Source organism: Runella limosa DSM 17973 (assembly GCF_000482465.1).
In the GTDB taxonomy this organism is placed as follows: Bacteria; Bacteroidota; Bacteroidia; order Cytophagales; family Spirosomataceae; genus Runella; species Runella limosa.
Genome location: NZ_KI519427.1, coordinates 209446 through 233437 on the forward strand (window position 1 = coordinate 209446; position 23992 = coordinate 233437).

Below are 23992 nucleotides of genomic sequence, written 5' to 3' on the forward strand. Positions count from 1 at the left end.
TGCCCGCTATGACGCGTCGAGTAACATCATCTACACCCCAAAAACGTCCCCTTCCGCCCGTTGGGTGGGCCATCTTAGTGGGGCTTCTTGTGCTGATTGGAGGCGGAATTTGGTATTATAACCGCCTGAATATCAATGAATGGAGGCATGTGTCGAAATTGGGGATTCGCTTGCCGATGAAATTTCAAATTCATGGCATCGACATCTCAAAACACAACGGCCGCATCGACTGGAACAACCTTCGGGCAATGCGGTTTGAGGACATTCGCCTGCAATTTGTCTATATAAAAGCCACGGAAGGAACGTCATTGATGGACAAAGATTTCAAAACCAGTTGGCAAAAAGCCGATGAAGTGGGTTTGTATCGGGGGGCGTACCATTTTTATATTCCGTGGAAAGCGCCAGAACCGCAGTTTGAAAACTTTAAAAAACTGGTCAAACTGAAACGCGGGGATTTGCCTCCTGTGCTTGATTTTGAAGTGGGAACAAATGTCTATACCCGCGAACAGGTAGTGGCAAACGTCGCTACTTGGCTTCGTCTTGCCGAAAACTACTACGGTGTTCGCCCTATTATTTATACCAACGCCGACTTCTATCGCCGCTACATCAAAGGAAATCTGGACAATTATCCCCTTTGGATTGCCGATTATTCAGGTTGGACCCTCGACCGCTACGACGATGCTCGCATCCACTTTTGGCAACATTCAAAAAGTGGCTACGTCAACGGCATTCGCGGTACGGTTGATTACAATGTTTTTTTAGGCGAAGTCGAAGATTTAAAACAACTTTGTGTCAAATAACAATCGCTGCCACAACTCAGTATAAGTTCTCCAGGTATTTGTAGCCACTTCCCGTATTGATGAGTAAAACATTCTCTGATGGGTCAATGTGTTTATTTTCAATTAGTTTTTGTAATCCTTTGAAAAGAGCTGCCCCTTCAGGCGCTACTAGCAACCCTTCCAAACGAGCCACTTCCTTGACGGTTTGTACCATTTCATCTTCCGAAATAGCGATGGGAATGCCCCCTGACTCACGCAGTACGTCCAACATCAATGCCTCGGCAAATGGCTGGGGAACTGCCAAACCGTTGGCTACCGAAGGTTTCCCTTGATATTGGGAGGCGTTGGGTTGTTTCTTGTTCCAAGTGGCTACTACTGGGCAACAATTTTCGGCTTGAATCGCATACATTCGAGGTAATTTGGTGGACGGTGAAAGCCAACCAAGTGCTTTTAGCTCAAAAAAAGCCTTCCAAATCCCGATGAGACCTGTTCCACCCCCAGCAGGGTATAAAATGACGTCGGGTAGTTGCCAATTAAGTTGTTCGGCAATTTCATATCCCATCGTTTTTTTCCCTTCTAAGCGGTAAGGCTCTTTCATTGTGGACACATCAAAGTAACCATTCTGAGCCTTTAGTTCGGCCACTTTTTTGCCACAATCGTTGATGAGGCCATCTACCAACACAAGGTCTGCGCCATATAACTCACATTCTTCTTTGAAAACCTTTGGCGTATGGCGAGGCATCACCACGGTAGCTTTGAGATTGGCGCTGGCGCAATAAGCGGCCATCGCTCCGCCTGCGTTTCCCGCCGTGGGGATGATGCAAGCTTCCACCCCAAGTTCTTTGGCCTTGGAGATGGCCATACTCAATCCACGCGCCTTAAAAGAGCCTGTCGGGTTGAGAGATTCGTCTTTTAGCAAAAGCTGCTGATAACCGTACCAATTCGCCCATTTCTTGAGCGAAAGTATAGGCGTTCCTCCTTCTCCAAGCGTTACTTTATGAATATCATCGAAAAGTGGGAGCATTTCGCGGTAGCGCCACATTGTAAAAGGACGACTGGCTAACACAGTGGGCGAAAGGCCGAAAGGGGTGTGGTAGGTGGTTAGTAACGGTTTATGACAACATGGCGAAAACGTCGCTAAGTTGGTGAGAGCGTAAGTTTGTTGACATTGGCTGCATTGAAGGGCAGAAGCGTGCGAAACGGAGGTGTGAAGCGAAATCATCGTCGTTGTTTTTTGACAAAACTAAGGCGAACCCGTAGCTCCTGAAAAGTCAGATTTTTGATAGGGTATTCTAAAAATTTATATCCTTCAGACAGTGTTTTACAAATAACCGAGTTAGCTTGTTATTTTCTTCCCCTTGGCGTTGCACAATATAAAAATCGCGGTGAACGTCGAGAGCCTCTAGGTGAATTTGAATCAGTTCACCGTTTTTGAGTTGTTTTTGAACCGATAAATAGGGTAAAAACGCAAGGCATCCGTTTTCTAAGATGAAGTTTTTGAGCGCCTCTGTTCCCCCAATAATGGCTTGAATGTTTAATTGATGAATGGAAATGCCGTGCTGACTAAGCGCATCAGCAACGACGGCCAACGTCCCTGACCCTTTTTCGCGAAAAGCAATCGGAAGGGTAGCTAGGTCGTGGAGTGTTCGGGTTGTTTTTTCGGCAAGCAAACTATGGGCGGCACATACAGCTACGACTTTGTCGCGGAGCCAAAATTGATACGATACCGACGTTAATTTATTTTTGCCTTCAACAATCCCCACATCTACTTCGTGGTTGAGTAGTGCTTTCAGGATGTTTTCGGAGTTGCGGTTGATGAGTTGTAGTCGGATGTGGGGAAACGAATGCCGAAAAGAGGAAAATATGCGGGGCATTAGGTAGAGCGCCACAGTTGTACTTGCCCCCACAACGAGCGAGCCTTTGGCTTCTGCTTGGTTTCGAAGCGTTGAGATGTCAAACTGCAACTCTTGATTCAACTGCTGGGCTTTGGTAAGGTATTCAAACAAGATTTTGCCTTCTTCAGTCAGGCTGATTCCGTTGGTTTTACGTTCAAAAAACGCGACACTGTAAAGCCCCTCCAAGTTTTTGATGTGTTTACTCACGGAAGGCTGTGAAAGGTATAGTTTTTCGGCAGCTTTCGAAAAATTGAGCTCTTTGGCTACTTCAAAGAAAACAAGGTGCGCGAAGTCTATCATCAAGATTGTGCGGGTTGAAGACGCTGCAATCTACGCCCCTTTCGTATTCGTACGGTAGCAGTCCACAAATAATTTTTCGTAGGAGCTTGTTTTTATGAACGGGAGCGAGCTACTTTGTTCTTTAGAAAATGACTTAAAACTGCTTATTTTTTTATGCTAAAAGCCCAACAAATCGTTCGTAACTACGGAAATTTACCTGTTTTAAAAGGTATTGACCTAACGATTAATCAAGGAGAGTTAGTGACGATAGTGGGGGCTTCGGGGGCGGGAAAAAGTACCCTCCTGCAAATCGTAGGAACGCTCGACCGACCCGATGGCGGACAAGTTTGGATGGACGGTACCGACGTTTTTGCCCTCAAAGAGAAAGAGTTAGCGGCATTTAGAAACCAAAAAATAGGCTTTATTTTCCAGTTTCACAACCTTTTTCCTGAATTTACGGCCCTCGAAAACGTGTGTATGCCTGCTTTTATTGGGGGAAAATCGCCCGAAAGTACAATTAAAAGCCGTGGGACTGAATTGTTAGAAATGCTTGGCTTAAAAGACCGTATGCAACATTTACCTTCGCAGTTGTCGGGTGGGGAACAGCAGCGGGTAGCCGTGGCGCGGGCGCTTATTAATAACCCTGCCATTGTGTTTGCCGATGAGCCAAGCGGAAATTTAGACTCCAAAAATGCCGAAGATTTGCACCAACTTTTCTTTAAACTTCGTACCGAATTGCGCCAAACGTTTGTGATTGTCACCCACAACGAACACCTCGCCGACTTGGCCGACCGTAAGTTAGAAATGGTCGATGGCCTTCTCCGTTTGTAGCTTAAAAGTAAAAACTATTGTTCCCCGCTTAGCTGAAGCATGGCTTTGCGAATGGCTTCGTTTTTGCGTTTGCGTTGCAATACCGTGGGGGCGGCCATCCGTTCTTTGCAGTCAAAAGAAGGACAACGCTCGCATGTCTCGTTGACTTCGCGTTTGGGAATGTTGGTATGGTTCAAAAATTTAATCTTCGCCCGTACATTATCGTCCAATCGAATCCCCATCGAAACGCTTACGTTGAGGTTGGGAGTTGGAGACATCGGCTTGGCAAAAGCCACCACAAAGTATTCGTCTTGGGTGTCCATATAATGCGAAATCTGCATTCGACATAGGGTATGTTGGTACTGGCTTCTTGACTGTAATTCAGCGAGTTCCTGCAAAATTGTCAACGCTACCCAGCGGCGGCAGTAGTGTTCGTCGCGTACGGTGTGTGGGTTGTGTTTGCGGGCGATGTGCATTTCTTTGGTGAGGTCGAAGCGATTTTGACCCGCAAAATTGTTGAAACGCAAAAAGAATAATTGACTGATTCCAAAGTACTTAGGAAGAATATTGCTCAGTCGATAGCAAAAAGACTCGGGTGTACTGTGGAAATATTCGATTAGTTGGACGAGGGCTTCACCGTCAAATTGGGGTTGTTCAAAAAAGTGACTTAGTTTTTTGGCAAGCACCTTTCCTTTGATAATGATTGCACTTGCAAAATAAGAGGCTTTGTAGTTATTCAGAAGCTGTTCAAACGACTCTGCTTCCACTAAGTGCGTGGTATTGAGGCGGTTCTTGAGCTTCATGTATTGGTAGCCTAGTTCTCGACCATAAATAAAAGCGCGCTGATTGGCGTCGAGTTGGGGGCTTATCAATAAGCGCAATTTATCACCTCGCGGAACCAACATCGACCGAATACCGATGAGTTCGGGGTATTTTTTTTCGTCAATAAATTGAATTTCGTAAGGGTAATTTTTAACCAACAAATCCGCCAAGTATTTATCGTTCAATATCAACTCCTCGGGGACTTGGTAGTGGGCTAAAAACTGTTCGGCTTCTTGTTCCAAATCCTCAAAATAATTGTCGTACATCTCCTGGTACGTGCGCAAAGCCGAAAAGTAAAATTGCTCAACCGACATATTGTAGTTGCGGGCAATTTCGATCAGCGTTCCGATAAAAGCACTGAGCTTGGTGGGCGCATCGGAGAGCATTTCGAGCAGGTCGGCGGGGTCGATGCCAAACAAATCTAAGGGAAGTTCGGTCAGGATATTTGACTGAAGCAGCTCCGAAATAGGTTCTAATTTTTTACTGAGTTTAATCGAAACCAACGAATCATATTCTACTTCAAGGGCACGAGAAAGTGCAATGATTTTGTCAGATTTAGGGTATTTTTTCCCTTTTTCAATTTCATTGATGTAAGAAATAGAAAGCCCCGTACGCTGCGACAAGTCGCTGAGAGACAGTGATTTGTCGAGGCGAAGTTGTTTTAGTTTAAGTCCAAAAACGAGGCGAATATTATCTTGGTTCAGTGGCACTTGATGAGCGGATGAGTAAAACATGAGGAACTCGAAAACCTGGGCTTCGCTTTCCTATTGATTGATTTGGGTAAATTTAGCACTTTTTCTTTAATCACCATAGCCACCGCCGCCTGGGGTTTCGATGCAAAGCCTATCGCCCGTATCGACTTCGATGCTGCAAATCCCCGCCAAGACTTCTTGTGTTCCGTCGGTACGGGTCAGGGTTTGCTGTCCTACTTTGCCATTTTGGCCTCCTGCCAGCCCGTAAGGAGGCACAACGCGGTGTTGGGTAATGAGCGTCACGCGCAACGGAGCCAAAAAGGCAACTTCTCGGATGATTCCATCACCACCTTTCCAGCGTCCTTCCCCGCCCGAATGCGCCCGAATAGCGAAGTTTTTGAGACGGACAGGATAACGCCGTTCGAGTTCTTCGGGGTCGGTGATGCGGGTATTGGTCATGTGTTGGTGAACAGCCGAACGGCCGTCAGCGCCTTGGCTTGCACCCGTCCCGCCGCAGATGGTTTCGTAGTAGCCAAAAGCACTATTTCCAAACAAAAAATTATTCATTGTCCCTTGGCTACAAGCCGATAACTCGAAGGCTTTGAGGAGGGTATCTACTAATCGCTGACTGACTTCTGTATTGCCCCCCACCACGGCAGGACATTGGGCGGCTTCATCACTAAAAACGGGATGCAAAAAGCTGTTTTCGGGCAAACGAACCTCCACGCCTTGCATTAGTCCTTCATTGAGCGGAATGTTTTTGTTGACCAGCAAACGAAGGACGTACAAAATGGCACTGTAAATGATGGAGACGTTGGCATTGAGGTTGTTAGGGTGGCAGTTAGAAGTGCCCGTAAAATCAAACACAATTCCTCCCGTAGCGTGCGGCTGTATTGAAACCTGAATGCTATGCCCGTCGTCGAGCGATTCGGACGCCTCAAAAACGCGGTTTTTATACGGTAAAAAAGCCTGTTGGAGGGCTTCAAAAGCGTTGCTTTTCAGTAATTTCATGTACCGATGTACCTTTGCCAAACCATGCTGTTCGACCAGTTGTTGTAGTGCCAATTCGCCCGAGCGAAGGGAAGCCAAAGCGGCGTTGATGTCGGCAATATTTTCGGTCAAAGCGCGGGTAGGGTAGGGAGCATTGGTGAACAGCTCGGTAACGGCTTTCCACTGCATTTCACCATTTTTAACCAAATATGTTGGCAATAAAACGACTCCTTCTTCCACCAATGAGGTGGCATCGGGAGGCATAGAGCCTGGCGTTTTTCCGCCTATTTCGGCGTGATGGGCACGGTTGATGGCGTAGCCGATGAGTTCGCCTGCGGGGGTAAAAATCCCCGACAAAAGCGTCACATCGGGCAAGTGAGAACCGCCGTATTTGGGGTGATTGGTAATGATGACATCACCTACGCCAATGTTGATTTTTTCGCGAACAAGCCGTGCGCAAACCCCCAAACTCCCTAGATGTACAGGAATGTGCGGAGCATTGACCAACAACTCGGCATCGGCATCTAGCAACGCACACGAAAAGTCAAGGCGTTCTTTGACGTTGACCGAGAAGGCCGTGCGTTGTAACTGTGCGCCCATTTCCTCCGCAATCGCCATAAAGCGATTGGTAAATAGCTCTAATTCAATGGCTTCACTTTGGGCGTCAACTTCATGGTGACGTTGCCCAGAAAAGGTAACCAACGCGTCAGACGAAGAAGTAATCACGGCCTGCCAACCTTCGGGGATAAAACTGGTGGAAGTAGTATTGAGCAATACCGCAGGCCCCGAAAAATAATCACCTGCTTTCAATTGATTCCAGTCGTAAGCGGGGTATTTTGCTTGGTGAATGGGATTGGCAAGTTGTTGTAAATGAGCGGTTTCGGTTTGCGCTTGGATGGGGGCTTTTTCCGAAACGACAACTTTGATGCTTTCTACCTCAATGGTCAGGTTGCTGGGACAGTAGCCAAACAAACGGCGGTATTTATCGTAAAAATGTTCTTCAATTTCGTCCAAAGTAAGGGCTTTCTGCGCGGCGACGGCTACCTCTATCGTACTTTCTTGGCCTTTGAAACGTAAATACAACAAAGCGAGTGCATTTTGTTTGTCAACCAGTTCTGTGCCGTCTTGCTGGAGAAGTTGAGTACCTTGTTCTGTGAGGTGGGCCAAACGCGTAAAAAGCGACGCATGTATTTCAGTCAAAGGTAAAAGTACTTGCTGAGTAACAAGGCGTTGGGCGGAAGCTTGTCCCATCCCGTAAGCACTCAGAAGCCCCGCATCGTAGGGGAGAATAACGGTTGATATACCAAGAATTTCGGCCAATTGGCAACCGTGCAACCCACCTGCTCCTCCAAAAGTAAGGAGAGGATATTCTTTGGGTGAAAAACCTTTGGCGACCGAAATCCGACGGATGGCTTCGGCCATTTTTTCGTTGGCAATTTGTTCAAATCCCCGCAGCAATTCTTCTTCCGAAATGAGTTGTTGGTTTTTGGTAAAAAGCTGATGCTGAATGGATTGTAGGGTCTCCTTGGCTTTGTCAAGGCGAACAGGAATTCCAAAACGGGAAGTGTCGAGTTTGCCTAAAAGTAAGTTGACATCAGTGATGGTCAATGGGCCTCCTGCTCCGTAACAAGCGGGGCCAGGGTAGGCGCCTGCGCTTTCGGGGCCGACGCGTAGTTGATGCCCGTCGAACCCGCAAATGGAACCACCACCAGCCGCCACGGTTTCGATGGCGAGGGTGGGATTGTGGAGTTCGATGCCCTCGATTTTGGTGATAAATTCTAAATCTAATTTTCCATCAAAACGCGCGGTATCGGTACTGGTTCCGCCCATATCGAATGTTAAACAACGTTCAAAACCAAGGCGTTTGGCAATGGCCGCCGCGCCTACCATTCCACCCGCTGGGCCGCTTAGGAGGCTGTCTTTGGCCTGAAAACTTTCGGCGCTTACCAAGCCCCCCGCGCTCGTCATAACTTTGACCGAGTGATTGGAATGGGTGCTGTTTTCTTGACGAAAGGAAGTGATAATGTTGTTTAAATAATCCGAAAGGATCGGTTGTAGGTAGGCGTTGACGAGAGCAGTTTGGGTACGTTTTAGGTAATTAATCCCCGCGTATAAATCGGTTGAACTACTGACGTAGCGGTGGCCTTGCGCCAAGAAATGACGTTGGACAGTTTGTTCGTGCGCGGGGTTTCGGTAACTGTTTAGGAAAGAAATAGCAATCGATTCTCCAGCGGTTTTACTAGAAATAGGAAGTGTAAGTGCTTCTATTTCAGTGCCTGAAGTGTCGAGTCGTTCTTCTACTTCAACCACTTGATGGTACAAAAGCGTTGGCTCAGGAATGGCAATTTGGAACAAATTGGGGCGTTGTTGTGTCCCGATTTGCAGTAAATCTTTGAACCCTTTGGTGACAAAAAGGGTGACTTTTGCGCCTTTTCGCTCCAGAAGGGCATTCGTACCCTTGGTCGTACCAAGCCGCATTGATAAAGGCGGAAAAGCAGCATCGAGCGGCGTTTGCGTCACAATCCTTGTCGCCAATACAGGCGCTTCTTCGTGGGTTGTAATTTCAAAATCGACGGAGTCTCCATCCAAGTAGAGGTCATGGGACAGCGTTATTATATTGCCTTCAACCGCCGTTATGTGGAGAAAGTCGGTTTGGCCAACGATTCGGAAGGAAAAACCAATAATCAATTCAGGAGGAAATGCCCAAGACGAGGAAATTTGGACTTGATGTGAGGCTACTTTTCGTTCAATTCTACCTCGTAAAAAACTGCTACTGAGCACTTTGGTTCGGAGAAGGTCTTGAGAAGGAGTAAGCGCAAGGCAGTCGGTGAAAGTACCGCCTGTATCAATCCAAATGTGCCACATAATAAAAGGGTATTTAAAATAACTTGCCGAAAGTGGGCTCACTTTCGGCAAGTTTAAAGTATGATTCTGACAAAAAATTACTTTCTTTTTCGATGTACTTGACCCTGCGTGAGCCAAAGAAATAAAACGGTGACACTTCCCAAATAAATCACGTTGCGGGAATCGACCAAACCACGACCCAAATCGGCGTATTGTTGGTCGAGCGAAATCCACGAAATTGGATACGACAAAGAACCCCAAAAATCAAGCTTTGCCACGGCACCTATGCCCGCAAAAAGTAAAAAGCTGATAAAAACTCCTAATACAAAAGCGACGATTTGGTTGTCGCTCAGGGAAGATGCCCATAGTCCAACGGCGACAAAAACAGCAGCCAATAAAACCAAACCAATGTATGAACCAAAAACGGCGCCGGAGTCCACATTTCCCACAGGGCTACCTAGTTGGTACACCGTGATGTAGTATAAAATAGTCGGTGCAAGGGTGACGATAATCAATACCCAGTCGGCCAAAAATTTCCCAATAACAAGGTTCCAATCGCTCAATGGTTTGGTGAGCAACAACTCTATCGTCCCGTTGCGAAACTCTTCAGCCAACGACCGCATCGTAACGGCAGGGACAAGAAATAACAATACAAAAGGAGTAAGGTTAAAAAACGAAGTCAGGTCGGCATACCCATAATTGAGGAGATTGGTGTCGGGAAATACCCACATCAATAGCCCTACGGCAGTCAAAAATACCGCCATGACGATATAGGCCGTCAGGGAGCTGAAAAAGGCATTGATTTCTTTTTGGAAAATGGCAAACATTATTAACTAATTACGAATTGGGAATTATGAATTACGAACAGAGGTCCTTTTGTTTATCCGTGTGCTAAAATCGTCGATAATAGAACACGGATGGCTTGGATTTGACACGGATTGTTATTCAAAATCAAAGGGTTTATCTTTTTTCATAATGGCAGAAACAATCAATGAAATGATAAATCCCATAAGGATGGCCATAAAGATACCAAGCGCGAAAGTGATGCCAGGCGTTGAAAATTTAGCGCTCATTTCTATCGCAGCATCAATCTGGGCATCGTCCATGCCACGGTTTTCTAAGTCTTCTCTGGTTTTATCCAGAATTTGTTGGCGTAAAGTAGGGTCCACAAATTCGTTGTAAATATAATTGTAAACACCAGCCAAGAAGCCCCCAATACCCGACAACAAGGTACCGATACCAAGACCTTGGCCGTAAGACATAAAACCACCATTTTGGGTACGAAATTCTTTCATTGCCATTACCATCGCAAGGATAGGAATGATAATGCCCAGCCAAGCGAGTCCTGGGTTAGTTACTTGTCCAGTTACATAAATAAGGGTACTAAAAATCATTGAACCAATTCCTGAAATAGCACCCCATTTTAAGGCGGCGCGGGCTGTAGTAGGTTGTTGTTCCATAAAGTAGCTTAGTTTAGTGGTAATTAATCTTGAAGTTTGCGTTTCAATTCAAAACTTTCTCCTAAATACAAACGACGCACTTGTGGGTCGGCGGCGAGTTCCTCGGGTGTTCCTTGTTTTAAGATTTTACCTTCAAACAACAAATAGGCACGGTCGGTGATGGAGAGGGTTTCGGATACGTTGTGGTCGGTGATAAGAATACCAATGTTTTTGAATTTTAATTTTGAAACAATGGTCTGAATGTCTTCGACGGCAATGGGGTCAACGCCAGCAAATGGTTCATCGAGCAAAATAAACTTAGGATCAACGGCCAGACAACGCGCAATTTCCGTCCGCCGACGTTCTCCTCCCGACAGCACCATCCCTTTGTTTTTGCGCACGTGCGTAAGGCTAAATTCTTCTAGCAGTTCTTCACATTTGGCTTTTTGATCGGCTTTGCTAAGGTTGGTCATTTCAAGGACGGCGATGATGTTTTCTTCGACGGTCAGGGTTCTAAACACAGAAGCTTCCTGCGCCAAATAGCCAATGCCCAAGCGCGCACGCTTGTACATGGGCAAATCAGTAATTTCCTTATCGTCGATATAAACATGGCCGCTGTTGGGTTTGACAAGCCCCGTTGCCATGTAAAACGATGTCGTTTTCCCTGCTCCGTTTGGCCCCAACAATCCAACAATTTCACCTTGCCCGACTTGGTAGCTGACGTTGTTGTTAACAAGGCGTGAACCGTATTTTTTTATCAAATTTTCTGTTCTAAGAATCATAGTAGTCTGTTCAACCTTCTTCAAATCGTATGTCTTTCAAATACAATTGTAACGTCGTCTTATCGCGAAACGTATTTTCTTCGATGGTATAAGCGATTGAAAATGGCTTGCCCGACATAAGTTTTGGGTAAAAATCGACCATGCCAAAGCCAATAGCGGTGTATTTGGTAGGGCCTTGTGGGCTGGGCTGAAACACTTCCAATTTTAAGTGCTTTTCTTTCATCAACGTCGGATTTCCGCTCATCCTCACTTGGTGACTCGCAAATACGGGGGGCATGTTTTCGGGGCCAAAAGGAGCCATCTGCTTGACGATGCCGTAAAATTTGGGTGTTATGGCGTTGAGATCCAAATCCATATCAATTTCAATCAACGGTGTAAGTTGCTCTGGGCGAATGCGTTCACTTACAATGTCATTGAACTTTTTGCGAAAAGCATCAACGTTCTCAACGGGCAACGAAAGCCCTGCGGCAAAGGTATGTCCCCCAAACTGTTCTAATAAATCGGAGCAGGCTTCGATGGCTTCATAGACATCAAACCCAGGGACGGAGCGCGCCGAACCTGCCGCTTTGCCGTGCGAATTGGTCAGGATAACCGTTGGGCGGAAAAAATGCTCGATGCAGCGGCTCGCCACAATTCCCACAACGCCTTTGTGCCAATCTTCCTTATAAAGCACCGTACTGTTGGCCGACAGCATCCAGTCATCTTCACGAATCATGTTCAGGGCTTCGTCGGTAATACTGGTGTCAAAATTTCGGCGGTCGCTGTTATGTTGATTGATTTCTTGGGCAAATGCTTCGGCTTCTGTTTTGTCTTTTGATAAAAGTAACCGAACCGCCTCTTTGGCGTGTGCAATTCGTCCTGCGGCATTGATCCGTGGCGCTAGTCCGAAAACCACACTGTTGATGTCGAGTTCGTTGCGCAGTCCTGCTAGTGCCACGAGGGCATTGATGCCAGGGCGTTTGTGTTTATTAAGTTCTTTGAGACCCAAAAAGGCCAACGCACGGTTTTCTCCCGTAATATGCACAATATCAGCGGCAATGCTGACGACCAATAAATCAAGTTGTTGGTACAAGACCTCTTCATCACCCATTCCTTGTTCGCAAAGGGCTTGTAAGAGTTTAAACCCGACGCCGCAACCCGTCAATTCTTTGTAAGGGTAAGGGCAATCTTCACGTTTGGGGTCAAGAACGGCCACCGCAGGAGGAAGATGCTGGTCGGGGCGGTGGTGGTCACAAATGATAAAGTCGATGCCGCGACGTTGGGCTTCGGCTACTTTATCGGCCGATTTGATGCCACAGTCGAGGGTCACAATGAGCTTAACCCCTTGTTCTTCGGCATAATCAATTCCTTGCCACGACACCCCGTACCCTTCGGTATAGCGGTCGGGGATGTAGTATTCGAGCTGTGTGTAGTATTTTTTGAGAAAACCATAGAAAAGAGCCACCGACGTAGTGCCGTCCACGTCGTAATCTCCATAAATGATGATTTTTTCGTTGTTTTCAAAAGCACGTAATAACCTCGCTACGGCCTTATCCATGTCCTTCATTAAGAAAGGGTTATGGAGGTGAGCGAGCGAAGGTCTAAAAAAGTCTTTGGCTTCGTCGAAAGTCGTAATACCACGTTGCACAAGGAGTTGTCCCAAAAATGGATTGACATTGATGGATTTGGCAAGGGCTTCCGCTTGGATTTGTTGCGATTCTGAAAGTGTCGTTCGGTATGTCCAACGTTTGGTATTCATAGCTTGCAAAGTAACGAAAATATAGTCAATTCCGTTTAGATACCCCGAATCTATTCCGAGTTTCTTAGATATTTTTAACATTCCCTTGCCAAAATAGGCGAGGGTTTTTACATTTGCTTTACGATGAATCCTGACCTCAAAAAATACCTCGCTCGACTTGCCTACTTACGTAGCGCCTGTTCATTTGTTCCATAACGAGCAAGGTAAAAGTTGCCTGTGGGTAACTCTTTTTCTTCCCAATTTCATTCCAAAAATCAACAAACTACCATGCAAAATGTATTAATCATTGGCTTGGGGAAAGTAGGCTCATTGGTGGCTACTTTGCTCCACAAGCGTTTTAATGTCAAAGGGCTAGATAAGCGCAAGCCTAGCCGAAGCTTTGCTTTTGAGGTGATTGAAGGTGATGTCACTGACGAAGCCTTCATTGAAAGCACCTTATCGGAGTTTGACGCCGTCGTTTCGTGTATGCCCTACAACCTCAACTTACCGATTGCGCGGGCTGCCTTTAAAAACGGTATTCATTATTTTGACCTCACCGAAGATGTCCCGACCACAACGGCAATCAGAGAAATGGCCGAGACTCACCGTGCTGTGATGGCGCCCCAATGTGGATTGGCGCCTGGGCTGATTGGTATTGTAGGGGCTGATTTGGCCAAACGTTTCGAGCGTTTGCGTGATATTGAGCTTCGGGTAGGTGCATTGCCAAGGTACCCAAATGGGTTGCTGGGGTATTCTTTTACGTGGTCGCCTGCGGGGGTCATCAACGAATACATCAACGATGCTGAAGTGATTCACAACGGCGAGCGAAAAATGGTGTCGTCGTTGGATGGTATCGAAGTCATTAACATCGAAGGGCAAGAATTTGAGTCGTTTAGCACGTCGGGAGGGTTAGGGACCATGTGCGAAACTTACCTTGGGAAAGTGGATACCCTCAACTACAAGACGATTCGTTATCCAGGTCACGCCAAGCTGATGCGTTTTATGTTGTACGAACTAATTATGAAAAACAACCGTCAGCAGTTGGAAGAAATCTTGACCGCAGCCAAGCCCCCCGTCAAAGAAGACGTAGTGTATGTGTATGCCGTCGTGGAAGGTTGGCAGGCTGAAGGACTTGCGCGCGAAGAGTTTTATCGGGCGTATCATCCCATTGAAATAGATGGTGTGCATTGGCGGGCTATCTCGTGGACAACGGCGGCTTCGGTAGCGGCGGTGGTAGAGATGGTAGCAGATGGAGTATTGCCACAGCAGGGATTTATCAAACAAGAAGAAATACCATTTGAAGCTTTTTTAGCGACTACCAATGGTAGCTTTTTTAAAGAGCGATAAAGCGTATTTAAAAATATAGTGTCTTATAAGTGACTTTCAGACAGATAGTTCCGTATATGATTGTAAAACGTTAATAAAAAACCATTTCTAGATTCGAGTTAGAGACCTCATGACAAAAAAAATAAATCGTCAGACGGCACTTCGTGCCTTGGTTGGAGTAGGTGGAACACTCCCTGTGTTGGGGCAAGAACGTTCCAAAAAAGAGTTAAAAGAATTTCAAGAAGAGTTTAGCGTGGCTTGGCGCCGTTCGCTCGATTATTCGTTGACAATCATTGGTCAAATGCCCGAAGAACATTTAGACTTTCATTATACCCCCGAAGCCATGACTTTTCGCGGGCAGTTTGTGCACTGTATTGTATTTACTGCCATGCAGTTTGCAGGAAGATTCGACATCCCCAATCCTTACGATAGCAAAAACGACTGGCAAAAACTATCAAAAGCCCAACTCATCGAGGAAATGAAGGGTTTTTATGCGTGGGTCGAAAAGGTGGTTAGTGAACTTCCCGCCGAGCGGCTTGCTCGCCATGAAGGGTATGCAGGTGGAAAAATTCAAGCATGGCGTTTCTTCTATGCCATGGAAAACCATATTATTCATCACCGTGGACAAGCGATTTGTTACTTACGCCTGAAAGGTGTCACTCCTGAAGGATACGTAGGTTGGTAGGTATAATCTTGGTATGTTAAACCTAGTAAATTGATTTTTAGTAGGTTTAATTTTGAACTTTTAGTATAGTATGTATATATGTATAGTATTTTTATTTAACCATTAATTACCCATGAACCAAAGCTTACTAAAGTTTCGACAAAGAATAAAGCTAACCGTTGCGTTGGTTTTGTACGTTCAACTCGTGTTTTCCCAAAATCTAGTGGTTTGGGAATTATCTGGAGCGACGGGGAGTCAAACAAGTAATACTCCGTCAACCCTTACAACTGGTATAAATTCGGGTCTCTTGGAGCGAGGGACTGGTATCACGGTCAATGCTTTTGCAGGAGCAATGAACTCGAATGGCTGGTTTAGTTCAACTTCGCCAACAACCTTGACGGAGGCAATTACAAACAATGATTATTACCAATTTACGCTGACCGTTGCCGATGGGTATAAAGCAAAAATAACAGGTATTGGGTTAGTAATCAGGGCGTCAAATACAGGCCCTAACAAAGTGACCTTGCGCAGTAGTGTCGATAATTTTGCCGCTGACTTAGGGACGGCTACTGTTACGACAACAGCTTTGCTAGAAACGATGTCGTTTACAAATGCACTGACAAACCTGACTGGAACGGTCACATTTCGGCTGTATGGATACGGGTCGGCGGCGAATGCAGGCTCAAACCCTAGCAATACAGGTACGCTGAGGATTGGAGCAGGGGCAATTGCCGCCGACAATGATTTGATAATCGTAGGAACGGTTGCCCCAACCGTAAGCCTCGCGGCCAGTAGTACTTCGGGAAGTGAAGCCAATAAAACTGAAATAACCTTGACTGCAACGACTTCCTCTAACGTAGCAGGTGATCAAACAGTAGAGGTTTCTGTGACTGGAAACGGCATTACGAGCGGAGATTACGCGTTGTCGGCCACTAAAATTACGATTCTAAGTGGCACAAAAACGGGGAGTATTACGCTGACGGTAGTCGATGATTTTGAGGCAGAAGCGACGGAAACAGCCACAATAACCTTGGTTAATCCTTCCTCGGGGCTAGAATTAGGAACAATTCTTGCCCAAACGGTAGAAATTACGGATAACGATACCAAGGGAGCTGTTCTTTTGGAGTCTGAAAACGCGACAAAAGTTATTGAAGGAGGGGCGAATGATAGTTATACCATTGTATTAAATAGTCAGCCCACTGCCAATGTTAGCATTGGTATAACAACTGGAACGCAATTGACGGCTATGCCTGCGACCTTGACGTTTACAATGGCCAATTGGAACATTCCCCAAACGGTCACAATCAGTGCCGTGGATGATGCGACAGTGGAGGGAAATCACTCAGCGACCATCACGCATACAGTGAGCAGTGTTGACGTTATGTATAACGGACTCTCAGTGGCTTCGTTGTCTGTAATGATTACTGACAACGATCAAGCATTTAATTGCCCTACGTTAACAACGCAAAATAGTACCAGCTTTGAAACCTGCAACGGCAATTCCACCAACGATATTACCATTGAAACTACCCGCAACGATTTGTCAGTGAAACTGGTGTATTTTTCATCCGCAAAAACGGGGACAGAAATGTACACGGGCGGAACGGTAATTGGAAATGCTACGGCTCCGTCGGGAGCAAGTGCGCCTTTTTTGGTAAATTTTAATGACCTCATTTTCCCCGTCAATCAAACAGGCGCTGACGTTACTTACTACGTATATGCCATCTTAGACCTTGAAGATGCCGAACTGACAGAGGCTAGTTGTCGGCCAAGTTTGCAATTTGTTGTAACAATAAAGCCTCTGGTGACAGCTTCGGTGGTAATTTCATCTGACGATTCTGACAATAACATCATTGCTGGAACAACTGTAAACTTTACGGCAGTAGTAACCAATGGAGGCGATGCGCCGAGTTTTCAATGGAAAAAAAATAACCAAAACGTAGGTACGTCTAGTGCTACTTATACAGATGCTCTACTTGCTGATGGTGATGTAATTAGCTGTGTTTTGACGAGTAATGCCGCTTGTGCCGCCTCTCCTACGGTAACCAGTAACGAAATAAGCATGAAAGTGACTCCCGCAGAGGTGGAGTGTGTGCCTCCATCGGCTTTTGAAGTAACTGGTGGGGGGAGTTTTTGCGTTGGTGGAGATGGCGTTGAGATAGGGTTAGCTAATTCTGAAACGGGGGTAAAATACCAACTTAAAAAAGGAGACGACAATATAAACGCCCCGATTGAAGGTACAGGAAGTGCGATTTTATTTGGAAAAATAGCGGTTGCAGGAACATATACCGTTGAGGCTACACGTACGGCGGGAGGATGTACAAACACCATGACTGAAAGTGTAAATGTAACGACGGACGCCGTGAGTGTTGGTGGAAAAGTAACATTGGCGACGGGAGCAACATTGATTTGTAAAGGAACTTCGGGTAGTAATTCTTATGAATTATCTGGGCACACAGGAAATGTGCTGAGATGGGAGTCGGCTAGTTCGTCAAGCTTTGAACAGCCTAAAATCATTGCGAATACTTCCACATCATTACAAGTTAATGTCGGTGACGTCACTGAAACTACCTATTATCGAGCGGTTGTACAAAACGGGTTATGTATCGTGGCCTATTCTGATGTTGTTTCAATTACAGTAGAACCATTGCCTACAAAATTCAATGTGACGGGTGGCGGAAGTATTTGCGCAGGCTCAGTCGGAGCGGTTTTGCTCAGTGGATCAGAGGTGGGGGTAGCATATTCGTTGGTGAAAGATGCTAATGAACAAGTTGGTGCGGTCGCCGCAGGGACGGGGACAAGCTTGAGTTTCGGAGAAATTACAAACGCTGGGACATACACAATAAAAGCAGCGAAAGGGGCATGTGTCGTAGCAATGGAGGGCGAAGCGGTTATTTCGGTACTGACAAAGCCTACCATTTCTCTAACGACTCTGCAACAGACTCTTAATGAGGGTGCTATACAGCAACTTTGTGATATAGACGCCAATCCTGTTAATAACTTGCAGTTTACGGTTTCGGGTTTGTGTGTTTCGGGGGCACTCGTTTGGAGGGTACAGATTGGTAACGGGTCATGGAGCAGTTGGTCAACCACCCCACCAGTTTCCCAATTGTCCAATAATCAACCTCACCGCTACCAAGCCGCCTGTGATATGAATTGCCCTGCTACGTTTACAAGTCCAATGGAAGTGACAATCAATCAGCGTGCTTCTGTTCCTCAAGCGGTTTCTCTAACGGTAGATGGTGTTAACGTTGCGGCTGGTGAAACCAAGGAAGTATGTAGTTCGGCCAGTCAAGGGCTATTATTTCATGCCACTTGTGCGGTTGGAGAGGTGGTTATTTACTCAGTTGATGGGGGTGAGTATAGTGCTACAAGCCCAACGGCTTTGGTTGATAATCAGTTTCACAACTACCGCGTGCGTTGCCGAAAATCGGATGGAACGGCTTCGTGCGTAGAAAGTGAGTCGGGGGTGATGCGCTTAAAATTGGTAGCGATGCCTGCGACGCCAACTGCGGCACTGTCATCAACCGTAAGTTGTCAAGCGGGAGCAAGTTTTAGTGGACAAACCTCTTGCGGAAACCTGAAAACGGTATGGTACAGTGCCCTTACGGAGGCTGCCCTGCCTAACCTTCCTGCCACGGTTCCAGCGGTGACTACTTCATATTATGCGCGCTGCCAGACTGAAAATGGGTGCTTGAGTTCAAAAAGTAACGTCGTAACATTCACCGTAAACCCAGTTCATATTGCTCCAATCGTAACGGTAAGTCAAGCCTCGGTCTGCATGGGGACTACGGTGACTGTCTCGGCCAATTGTCCCGCGGGTAGTAGTACTTTTTGGAATACAGGCATTACATCGCCAAGTTTCGACGTATCGTTTAACAACGTAACAAAGCAGTCCTATTGGGCCAAATGCGTTTTTGAAGGGGGTTGCCAGAGTGTTGAAAGTGCGCATCAAGACATACGTTGGAATGCTTTCGTGGTGACGCTGATTAACCTAGGCCAAAGTCAGTCGGCGGTAAAGCCAACAAACAACCGAGATGAATGGAAAAATAATTTTATTGGCCGTGATGGAGGGGCAGAATTGGAGCAAAGTACGCAGCAAAATCCGACGTTGTATTTTGTAGAAAATACCAATAAAACCGCGCCTCGTTACTGGACAATCAATGTGGATGCTTGTGGTTTAGGTACAGGAGGCTCATTGACTTTTGATTTGTTGGCAACGCCAGAGATGGGCGTCATTCGTTCTTACAATACCCATGAAAACAATGCCCCGTACTTTATGTATGCCAACCGCGACGGCTGGACGGAGCTTTACGGACCAAATCATCCCGCTTATGGTTTTTATGAAGACAATGGAAGTGGCGGAAACGTTTATGACGCTGGGCTACCGAAAGGTTTGTACAAATTGAGTGTACGTTATTGGGACATGAAAGGCTGGGGAAGCATTTATCCTGCTACCCGTAAGCCACAAGGCAACGTATTAGCGTATCAAGAATACTGGTTTAGAATCCAGTCTAAAGATGGTGTCGGAGTAGGGGCAGCGAGGGAAGGGGTAAATGGCGAAGAGCAAGCGATAATTGTTCCCCCAATGGGACGGGTGGTGCGCCACAGCGACGCCGCGCGGGCTAGGGGGCTCTTTGTTCTCCCCAATCCAGTCACCAACATCCTCCACCTTCGGGTGCAAGATAGCAAAGGGCAAGTAGTGCAAACTACCTTAATTGATGCCTCTGGACGGGAAGTATTGCGCCGACAATTTGTTGCCGAAACCAACACGCACCAAGAAGAATTTGGGGTGAGTGAATTACCGACGGGAGTGTATTTCTTGAAAGTATTGACCTCAGAAAAACAGACGACTTTGAAAGTGGTGAAAGTGCAGTAAAAGAGTTGGATTTTACCAAAATGAATTAACAAGGCCCGCTATGGCGGGTCTTGTTGTTATAAAAGCTCGGTTGGGTCAATGAGCCTGTGCTTAATGGCAAAAAGTACCAAGCCTGCTGAGTTGCGAGCACCTGTTTTTTCGAGCAAGTTGTTGCGATGCCCATCGACAGTACGAACGCTAATAAAAAGCTGGTCGGCAATTTCTTGGGCAGTTCGTTGTTTACAAATGAGGCTAAGTACTTCAATTTCCCGAGAAGTGAGGGTCGAAGGGATGTTATCGGTGAGCGTAATTTTTTGACGCTTGTTAGTCAGCCGATTTTTCATGGCATTCAGAAACGCCTCATTGAAGTAAAAATCTTTGTCGATAACTGTCCGAATGGCTCGCTCTACTTCTTCGGGTTCAACGTTTTTGAAAAGATAAGCATTTACCCCCAGCTCCATCAAATGAGTGACGAAACGGTCTTCGCCATAGACCGAAAGTATGATTATTTTGATAGAAGGATAGTGTACGTGAAGGAGCTTGGTGGTTTCAATGCCATTCAACTCAGGCATCGACAAATCAAGCAAGACCACGTCGGGAATGGGTTCAAAGTTTTGAAGCGAATCAAGTAAAATACGGCCGTTATCAGCCTCTAACACAATCGAAATATTCTCAAATGTATTGATAATTGACGCCATTCCGCGCCGAAAAAGTACTTGGTCGTCGGTAATGGCTACGCGGATGTTTGCCATAGAATTATTATGCGGAAAGAGGAACGTTAACGGTCACTTTGGTCCCTTGATTGGGTTGGGTAATAAACTGCAATGTACCATCAAACATACGGGCACGAGTTTCGATATTTTTAAGACCTAAACTTTTTTTGCGATAAGCCTCGTCAAAATCAAAACCGCGCCCGTTGTCGATGTAAAGTAGGGTAAGTTGGGTGTTTTGCTTTTGAACTGTAATCTGAATTTGAGTCGCTTGTGCGTATTTAATGGTATTATTGAGTAATTCTTGCACAAGTCGGTACAGCATCAAGTTGAGCGAAACGCTGGCTTCGGGAATGTCCTCAATTTGCCAGTCGATGTCGGCCTCAGTCAGTTCAAGCGATTTTTCGCATAACCCTTCGATGGCATAACTCAATCCAAACTCTTCTAATCCGCTGGGGAGTAAGTCGTTAGAAATACGTCGAACGCTATCAATGGTTGCGTCAATCAGTTCTTTGTATTTTTTGGTTAAGGAAACGATTTCGGGCGAAATTTTTGACTCAGCAGGCATTTGGCCTACCAACAAGCGCATGGCCGAGAGAGCCGCGCCGATTTCGTCGTGCAAATCACGGGCGAGCCGTTTTCGCTCCGACTCAATCCCCTCCAACGTACTGTTGATGAGTTCTTGTTGGTATTTGAGTTCCATTTTTCTATAGTTTAATTCTTGATGAAATAGACGGCGTTGGTAAAGGACAATGAACCCTACCACGCAACCTACCAGTAAAATCATCACAAACGACCCACCGAAAATAGCAAGGTATAAATCTACTTCTGATGAGGACTGTTCCATAAACCTATTCCAATTAAGATGTACAAAAGGGCTATCAGGCACGAATGTAATCCCCACGACATGTAATTGAAAGCTTTATTTTCTTTTAAAATGACGTTGCTTAGGATAAACAAAACGAGGTTGCCCGCAAAGTAGAGCAAGAACCCCGTGTTTATCCAAAAAATGGGTTGTTGAGTAGGGTTTTTAGAACTAAGTTCAATCAATAACTTATAAAAGCATAAAAGTGAAAAAATAATCACCAAAAGGGCTTCTAATCCCCGAGAATAGGTGTTGAACTCCGTGATTTTTTGAATAAACAAGGAGTTCAACACGGCAAATCCCGTAAAGAAAACCATCAAACTGGGTACCAAACGTCGGTTGTAGAAATAGCCAAAAAAGCTGAAATAAAATAACGCAATGAGGTTAAATTCTAACACAGTATATAAATGAAGTATGGGTAAATTGGTGCCAAATACCTCACTAAACCACGTGGCAGTTAACTCCGTTAAAAGTCCAAGACCTAGAAATGCAATGACGTACGTACGTTCTTTCTTAATAAATCTATATCGGTAAATGGCAATTCCGATTGGAAATATCAAGAAGTAAATCGTGTGGTAGAGCATCCATCTCAAAAAATCTTGTATCATTTACGTTACGGTTAATTTTTAATCGCAAGATGACCCATCTGGGGCTGGCATAAAAAGCGGACTTTTGGGGTCACAGATAGGCGGACAAGGGCGGCTTACGTCAAATACTTGATAATCGCCCTTTATTTCTTTTCCTGTGGCTATGTCATAGACAGTTTGCTCACCAATCAAATCGACAATATCGTCTTTGTCATCCCCATCATAATCCTTGATGATTGTTCCTTTCACTGCGGCACTCGCAATCACAATACAAGGTTCATAGCCAAGTTTTGTATCAGGATTTGGCTTTAGACCAATGTAAATACGAGCGTACTCTGTATCTGGCTGTGCTAGTGTTTCTACAAAATCGGCGCGACGAACTACAAATGCGCGTATGTCTGAAGGTTTAAAATCAGGGTCATTGGCAGGGTTAGCATTGATCCAGTTTGATACCCACGACTGGGCGTCGGCTAGGGGCACTGCTACTGATTGCCATTCGTTTTCTTGGTCTTTGGTTACGTGCGTACTCATGAGTTTTTTTAAAGTTGAGGGATGATTGATTGAAAAATCTAAATATAAAGAAAACGTACAAATCTAGCGGCTTCCCCAGCTAGAATTACAGGTAAAAATGCCTGTTTTGTACTAATAGGTAAAATTACGGGGTTGGCACAGGACAAAATGCCTGTTTTGAAAAAAGGGTATTTTAACGGATACGGAGGCGGCAGATGTTTTTCAATTTTGTAACGGCTTACACAACATAGGCTAAGGTCAATTCTCAACAAAGATTTACCCAACGTTATGAAAAACTCTTCAGAATTCTAAACATTAAACTTTTCACGTTATGAACTACACATTTAACAAGACCACTTTTCGGTCGTTTTATCCTGATTGCGAAGAAACCAAGGACGGCACCGCAATTGAGTACAAAGTGGAAGACTCAAACTATCGGGTTTATTATCCAACCAATGTCGTTAAAACCTCAACGACGATGCAAATGACGGTTCAGCTTGACCACATCAGGGGAGGTGCCACCGACGACCACGTTATACTTGTTCTCAATTATGACGACAAAGCCCATTTGTCGAGCGTAAGTTACACGTGGGAAGCTGGAAATGACGGGTATCAAATTCCAGAAACCCTCATCAAGGCCGTCGATATTGCCTTTGACGTAGCGGGTTTACTGGGTGCATTTGAAACAGCAGGAATTTCGGAAGAAGTAGCTGAAGGAACAAAAGAAGTATTCGACGTATGTTGCAAAGCGTACAACGATATTTCCAAAATTGTGGTGAAATGGAGCGACAACGGAGGACGTATGTACTTCATCCCTGTGGTTTGTCACAGTATCATTCGTCTCACCAATTCGGTATCTGTTTAATTCACCCTTAACTTCCTATTGTCATGAACTTCAACTATAATACCTTTAGCTCGACTTTAGATACCTACGATGACGTAGATGTAAAACATAGCAGCACCAACAATGGCTGGTTTTACAAGGACTCCAAAGACGATTCTGATTTTAACTTGGTGGTAGAATATTCGTACGACGATGACCACAACTACCGTACGTGGCGCCAAGAATTGACCACGATGGAAGGCAATTCTGGAATGTTAGTTTCTACCAAAATCGACCATATTCGGGGTGAAAACCAAGATGATCACTTGATTTTGATGGCTTGTTATAATGCCGTAGGAGTGATTTGTTATGCCCAGGCGTTTGTACAAATGAAAAATGAAGACCCTATCCAAACCGACGTTATTACAACAGGTGATATTCCCGACCAAATCCACGACCAAATCCAAGCGCACATCAAAGATGATTACGGTATTAATGGAAGTACAGATGGTCGCAAAAAAATTCCACACATTGCCAAAGTGAATCTTTACAGCATGGCGGCGGCAGTTAGTGTTTAATTATCAATTGGTTTCATTTTTA

General features: G+C 45.4%; 19 protein-coding genes. 7 read left to right on the forward strand and 12 right to left on the reverse strand.

Annotation, left to right across the window (positions count from 1 at the left end; genetic code table 11):
* The first annotated feature begins 8 nt into the window (after positions 1 to 8).
* Positions 9 to 800: a glycoside hydrolase family 25 protein gene (locus tag K339_RS0127130; RefSeq protein WP_028526407.1), complete on the forward strand. Its 792-nt coding sequence runs from the start codon at positions 9 to 11 to the stop codon at positions 798 to 800.
* Between the two features lie 16 nt (positions 801 to 816).
* Here the strand turns inward: K339_RS0127130 and K339_RS0127135 are convergent, their stop codons facing one another.
* Positions 817 to 2001: a threonine synthase gene (locus tag K339_RS0127135; RefSeq protein WP_028526408.1), complete on the reverse strand. Its 1185-nt coding sequence runs from the start codon at positions 1999 to 2001 to the stop codon at positions 817 to 819.
* Positions 2002 to 2071: 70 nt separating this feature from the next.
* On the reverse strand, positions 2072 to 2974 hold the full coding sequence (locus tag K339_RS0127140; RefSeq protein ID WP_028526409.1) for a LysR substrate-binding domain-containing protein: 903 nt from the start codon (positions 2972 to 2974) through the stop codon (positions 2072 to 2074).
* A gap of 153 nt (positions 2975 to 3127) precedes the next feature.
* On the opposite strand from K339_RS0127140, the gene K339_RS0127145 reads away from it, so the two are divergent.
* Positions 3128 to 3784, forward strand: coding sequence for an ABC transporter ATP-binding protein (locus K339_RS0127145; RefSeq protein ID WP_028526410.1), 657 nt, complete (start codon positions 3128 to 3130; stop codon positions 3782 to 3784).
* A gap of 14 nt (positions 3785 to 3798) precedes the next feature.
* On the opposite strand, the gene K339_RS0127150 is transcribed toward K339_RS0127145, so the two are convergent.
* The 6 genes from K339_RS0127150 to recJ form a co-directional block, all read right to left on the reverse strand.
* Positions 3799 to 5319, reverse strand: a complete 1521-nt coding sequence (locus tag K339_RS0127150; RefSeq protein ID WP_229598826.1) for a helix-turn-helix domain-containing protein — start codon at positions 5317 to 5319, stop codon at positions 3799 to 3801.
* A 66-nt stretch (positions 5320 to 5385) separates the two neighbouring features.
* Positions 5386 to 9132, reverse strand: coding sequence for a hydantoinase B/oxoprolinase family protein (locus K339_RS0127155; RefSeq protein WP_028526412.1), 3747 nt, complete (start codon positions 9130 to 9132; stop codon positions 5386 to 5388).
* Between the two features lie 77 nt (positions 9133 to 9209).
* Entirely contained in the window at positions 9210 to 9938 is a 729-nt protein-coding gene (gldF, locus tag K339_RS0127160; protein ID WP_028526413.1) for a gliding motility-associated ABC transporter permease subunit GldF, read from the reverse strand.
* Positions 9939 to 10052: 114 nt separating this feature from the next.
* Positions 10053 to 10571 carry a DUF4199 domain-containing protein gene (locus tag K339_RS0127165; RefSeq protein WP_028526414.1) on the reverse strand — a complete coding sequence of 173 codons (519 nt, stop codon included), beginning with the start codon at positions 10569 to 10571 and terminating at the stop codon, positions 10053 to 10055.
* 23 nt (positions 10572 to 10594) lie between these two features.
* Positions 10595 to 11332: an LPS export ABC transporter ATP-binding protein gene (lptB, locus tag K339_RS0127170; RefSeq protein WP_028526415.1), complete on the reverse strand. Its 738-nt coding sequence runs from the start codon at positions 11330 to 11332 to the stop codon at positions 10595 to 10597.
* A gap of 10 nt (positions 11333 to 11342) precedes the next feature.
* Positions 11343 to 13070 (reverse strand): single-stranded-DNA-specific exonuclease RecJ, encoded by a 1728-nt coding sequence (recJ, locus tag K339_RS0127175; protein WP_028526416.1) that lies wholly within the window; start codon positions 13068 to 13070, stop codon positions 11343 to 11345.
* A gap of 267 nt (positions 13071 to 13337) precedes the next feature.
* Between recJ and K339_RS0127180 the strand changes: the two genes are divergently transcribed.
* The 3 genes from K339_RS0127180 to K339_RS0127190 all read left to right on the forward strand — a co-directional run bounded on the left by K339_RS0127180 (position 13338) and on the right by K339_RS0127190 (position 19918).
* Positions 13338 to 14396: a saccharopine dehydrogenase family protein gene (locus tag K339_RS0127180; RefSeq protein ID WP_028526417.1), complete on the forward strand. Its 1059-nt coding sequence runs from the start codon at positions 13338 to 13340 to the stop codon at positions 14394 to 14396.
* Between the two features lie 109 nt (positions 14397 to 14505).
* Entirely contained in the window at positions 14506 to 15060 is a 555-nt protein-coding gene (locus K339_RS0127185) for a DinB family protein (protein WP_051398285.1), read from the forward strand.
* A gap of 112 nt (positions 15061 to 15172) precedes the next feature.
* Positions 15173 to 19918, forward strand: a complete 4746-nt coding sequence (locus K339_RS0127190) for a T9SS type A sorting domain-containing protein (protein ID WP_028526419.1) — start codon at positions 15173 to 15175, stop codon at positions 19916 to 19918.
* A gap of 56 nt (positions 19919 to 19974) precedes the next feature.
* Here K339_RS0127190 and K339_RS0127195 read toward each other — a convergent pair whose 3' ends face one another.
* From K339_RS0127195 to K339_RS0127210, 4 genes are read right to left on the reverse strand one after another with little or no spacing between them, the layout of a single operon-like run.
* Positions 19975 to 20649, reverse strand: a complete 675-nt coding sequence (locus K339_RS0127195) for a response regulator transcription factor (RefSeq protein ID WP_028526420.1) — start codon at positions 20647 to 20649, stop codon at positions 19975 to 19977.
* A gap of 7 nt (positions 20650 to 20656) precedes the next feature.
* Positions 20657 to 21454: a sensor histidine kinase gene (locus K339_RS0127200; RefSeq protein WP_028526421.1), complete on the reverse strand. Its 798-nt coding sequence runs from the start codon at positions 21452 to 21454 to the stop codon at positions 20657 to 20659.
* Positions 21430 to 22080, reverse strand: coding sequence for a hypothetical protein (locus K339_RS0127205; protein WP_157607759.1), 651 nt, complete (start codon positions 22078 to 22080; stop codon positions 21430 to 21432). The genes K339_RS0127200 and K339_RS0127205 overlap by 25 nt, the downstream gene beginning before the upstream one ends.
* Positions 22081 to 22098: 18 nt before the next feature.
* A complete protein-coding gene (locus K339_RS0127210; RefSeq protein ID WP_028526423.1) occupies positions 22099 to 22590 on the reverse strand; it encodes a hypothetical protein in 492 nt (163 codons plus the stop codon).
* Between the two features lie 310 nt (positions 22591 to 22900).
* On the opposite strand from K339_RS0127210, the gene K339_RS0127215 reads away from it, so the two are divergent.
* Positions 22901 to 23434 carry a hypothetical protein gene (locus K339_RS0127215; protein ID WP_028526424.1) on the forward strand — a complete coding sequence of 178 codons (534 nt, stop codon included), beginning with the start codon at positions 22901 to 22903 and terminating at the stop codon, positions 23432 to 23434.
* A gap of 23 nt (positions 23435 to 23457) precedes the next feature.
* Positions 23458 to 23970, forward strand: coding sequence for a hypothetical protein (locus K339_RS0127220; protein WP_028526425.1), 513 nt, complete (start codon positions 23458 to 23460; stop codon positions 23968 to 23970).
* Positions 23971 to 23992: the final 22 nt, after the last annotated feature.

Bases quoted from the DNA above. Each gene is read 5' to 3' on its own strand.
- K339_RS0127130 (WP_028526407.1), top strand. From the start codon at position 9: ATGACGCGTCGAGTAACATCATCTACACCCCAAAAACGTCCCCTTCCG.
- K339_RS0127135 (WP_028526408.1), bottom strand. From the start codon at position 2,001: ATGATTTCGCTTCACACCTCCGTTTCGCACGCTTCTGCCCTTCAATGC.
- K339_RS0127140 (WP_028526409.1), bottom strand. From the start codon at position 2,974: ATGATAGACTTCGCGCACCTTGTTTTCTTTGAAGTAGCCAAAGAGCTC.
- K339_RS0127145 (WP_028526410.1), top strand. From the start codon at position 3,128: ATGCTAAAAGCCCAACAAATCGTTCGTAACTACGGAAATTTACCTGTT.
- K339_RS0127150 (WP_229598826.1), bottom strand. From the start codon at position 5,319: ATGTTTTACTCATCCGCTCATCAAGTGCCACTGAACCAAGATAATATT.
- K339_RS0127155 (WP_028526412.1), bottom strand. From the start codon at position 9,132: ATGTGGCACATTTGGATTGATACAGGCGGTACTTTCACCGACTGCCTT.
- gldF (WP_028526413.1), bottom strand. From the start codon at position 9,938: ATGTTTGCCATTTTCCAAAAAGAAATCAATGCCTTTTTCAGCTCCCTG.
- K339_RS0127165 (WP_028526414.1), bottom strand. From the start codon at position 10,571: ATGGAACAACAACCTACTACAGCCCGCGCCGCCTTAAAATGGGGTGCT.
- lptB (WP_028526415.1), bottom strand. From the start codon at position 11,332: ATGATTCTTAGAACAGAAAATTTGATAAAAAAATACGGTTCACGCCTT.
- recJ (WP_028526416.1), bottom strand. From the start codon at position 13,070: ATGAATACCAAACGTTGGACATACCGAACGACACTTTCAGAATCGCAA.
- K339_RS0127180 (WP_028526417.1), top strand. From the start codon at position 13,338: ATGCAAAATGTATTAATCATTGGCTTGGGGAAAGTAGGCTCATTGGTG.
- K339_RS0127185 (WP_051398285.1), top strand. From the start codon at position 14,506: ATGACAAAAAAAATAAATCGTCAGACGGCACTTCGTGCCTTGGTTGGA.
- K339_RS0127190 (WP_028526419.1), top strand. From the start codon at position 15,173: ATGAACCAAAGCTTACTAAAGTTTCGACAAAGAATAAAGCTAACCGTT.
- K339_RS0127195 (WP_028526420.1), bottom strand. From the start codon at position 20,649: ATGGCAAACATCCGCGTAGCCATTACCGACGACCAAGTACTTTTTCGG.
- K339_RS0127200 (WP_028526421.1), bottom strand. From the start codon at position 21,454: ATGGAACAGTCCTCATCAGAAGTAGATTTATACCTTGCTATTTTCGGT.
- K339_RS0127205 (WP_157607759.1), bottom strand. From the start codon at position 22,080: ATGATACAAGATTTTTTGAGATGGATGCTCTACCACACGATTTACTTC.
- K339_RS0127210 (WP_028526423.1), bottom strand. From the start codon at position 22,590: ATGAGTACGCACGTAACCAAAGACCAAGAAAACGAATGGCAATCAGTA.
- K339_RS0127215 (WP_028526424.1), top strand. From the start codon at position 22,901: ATGAACTACACATTTAACAAGACCACTTTTCGGTCGTTTTATCCTGAT.
- K339_RS0127220 (WP_028526425.1), top strand. From the start codon at position 23,458: ATGAACTTCAACTATAATACCTTTAGCTCGACTTTAGATACCTACGAT.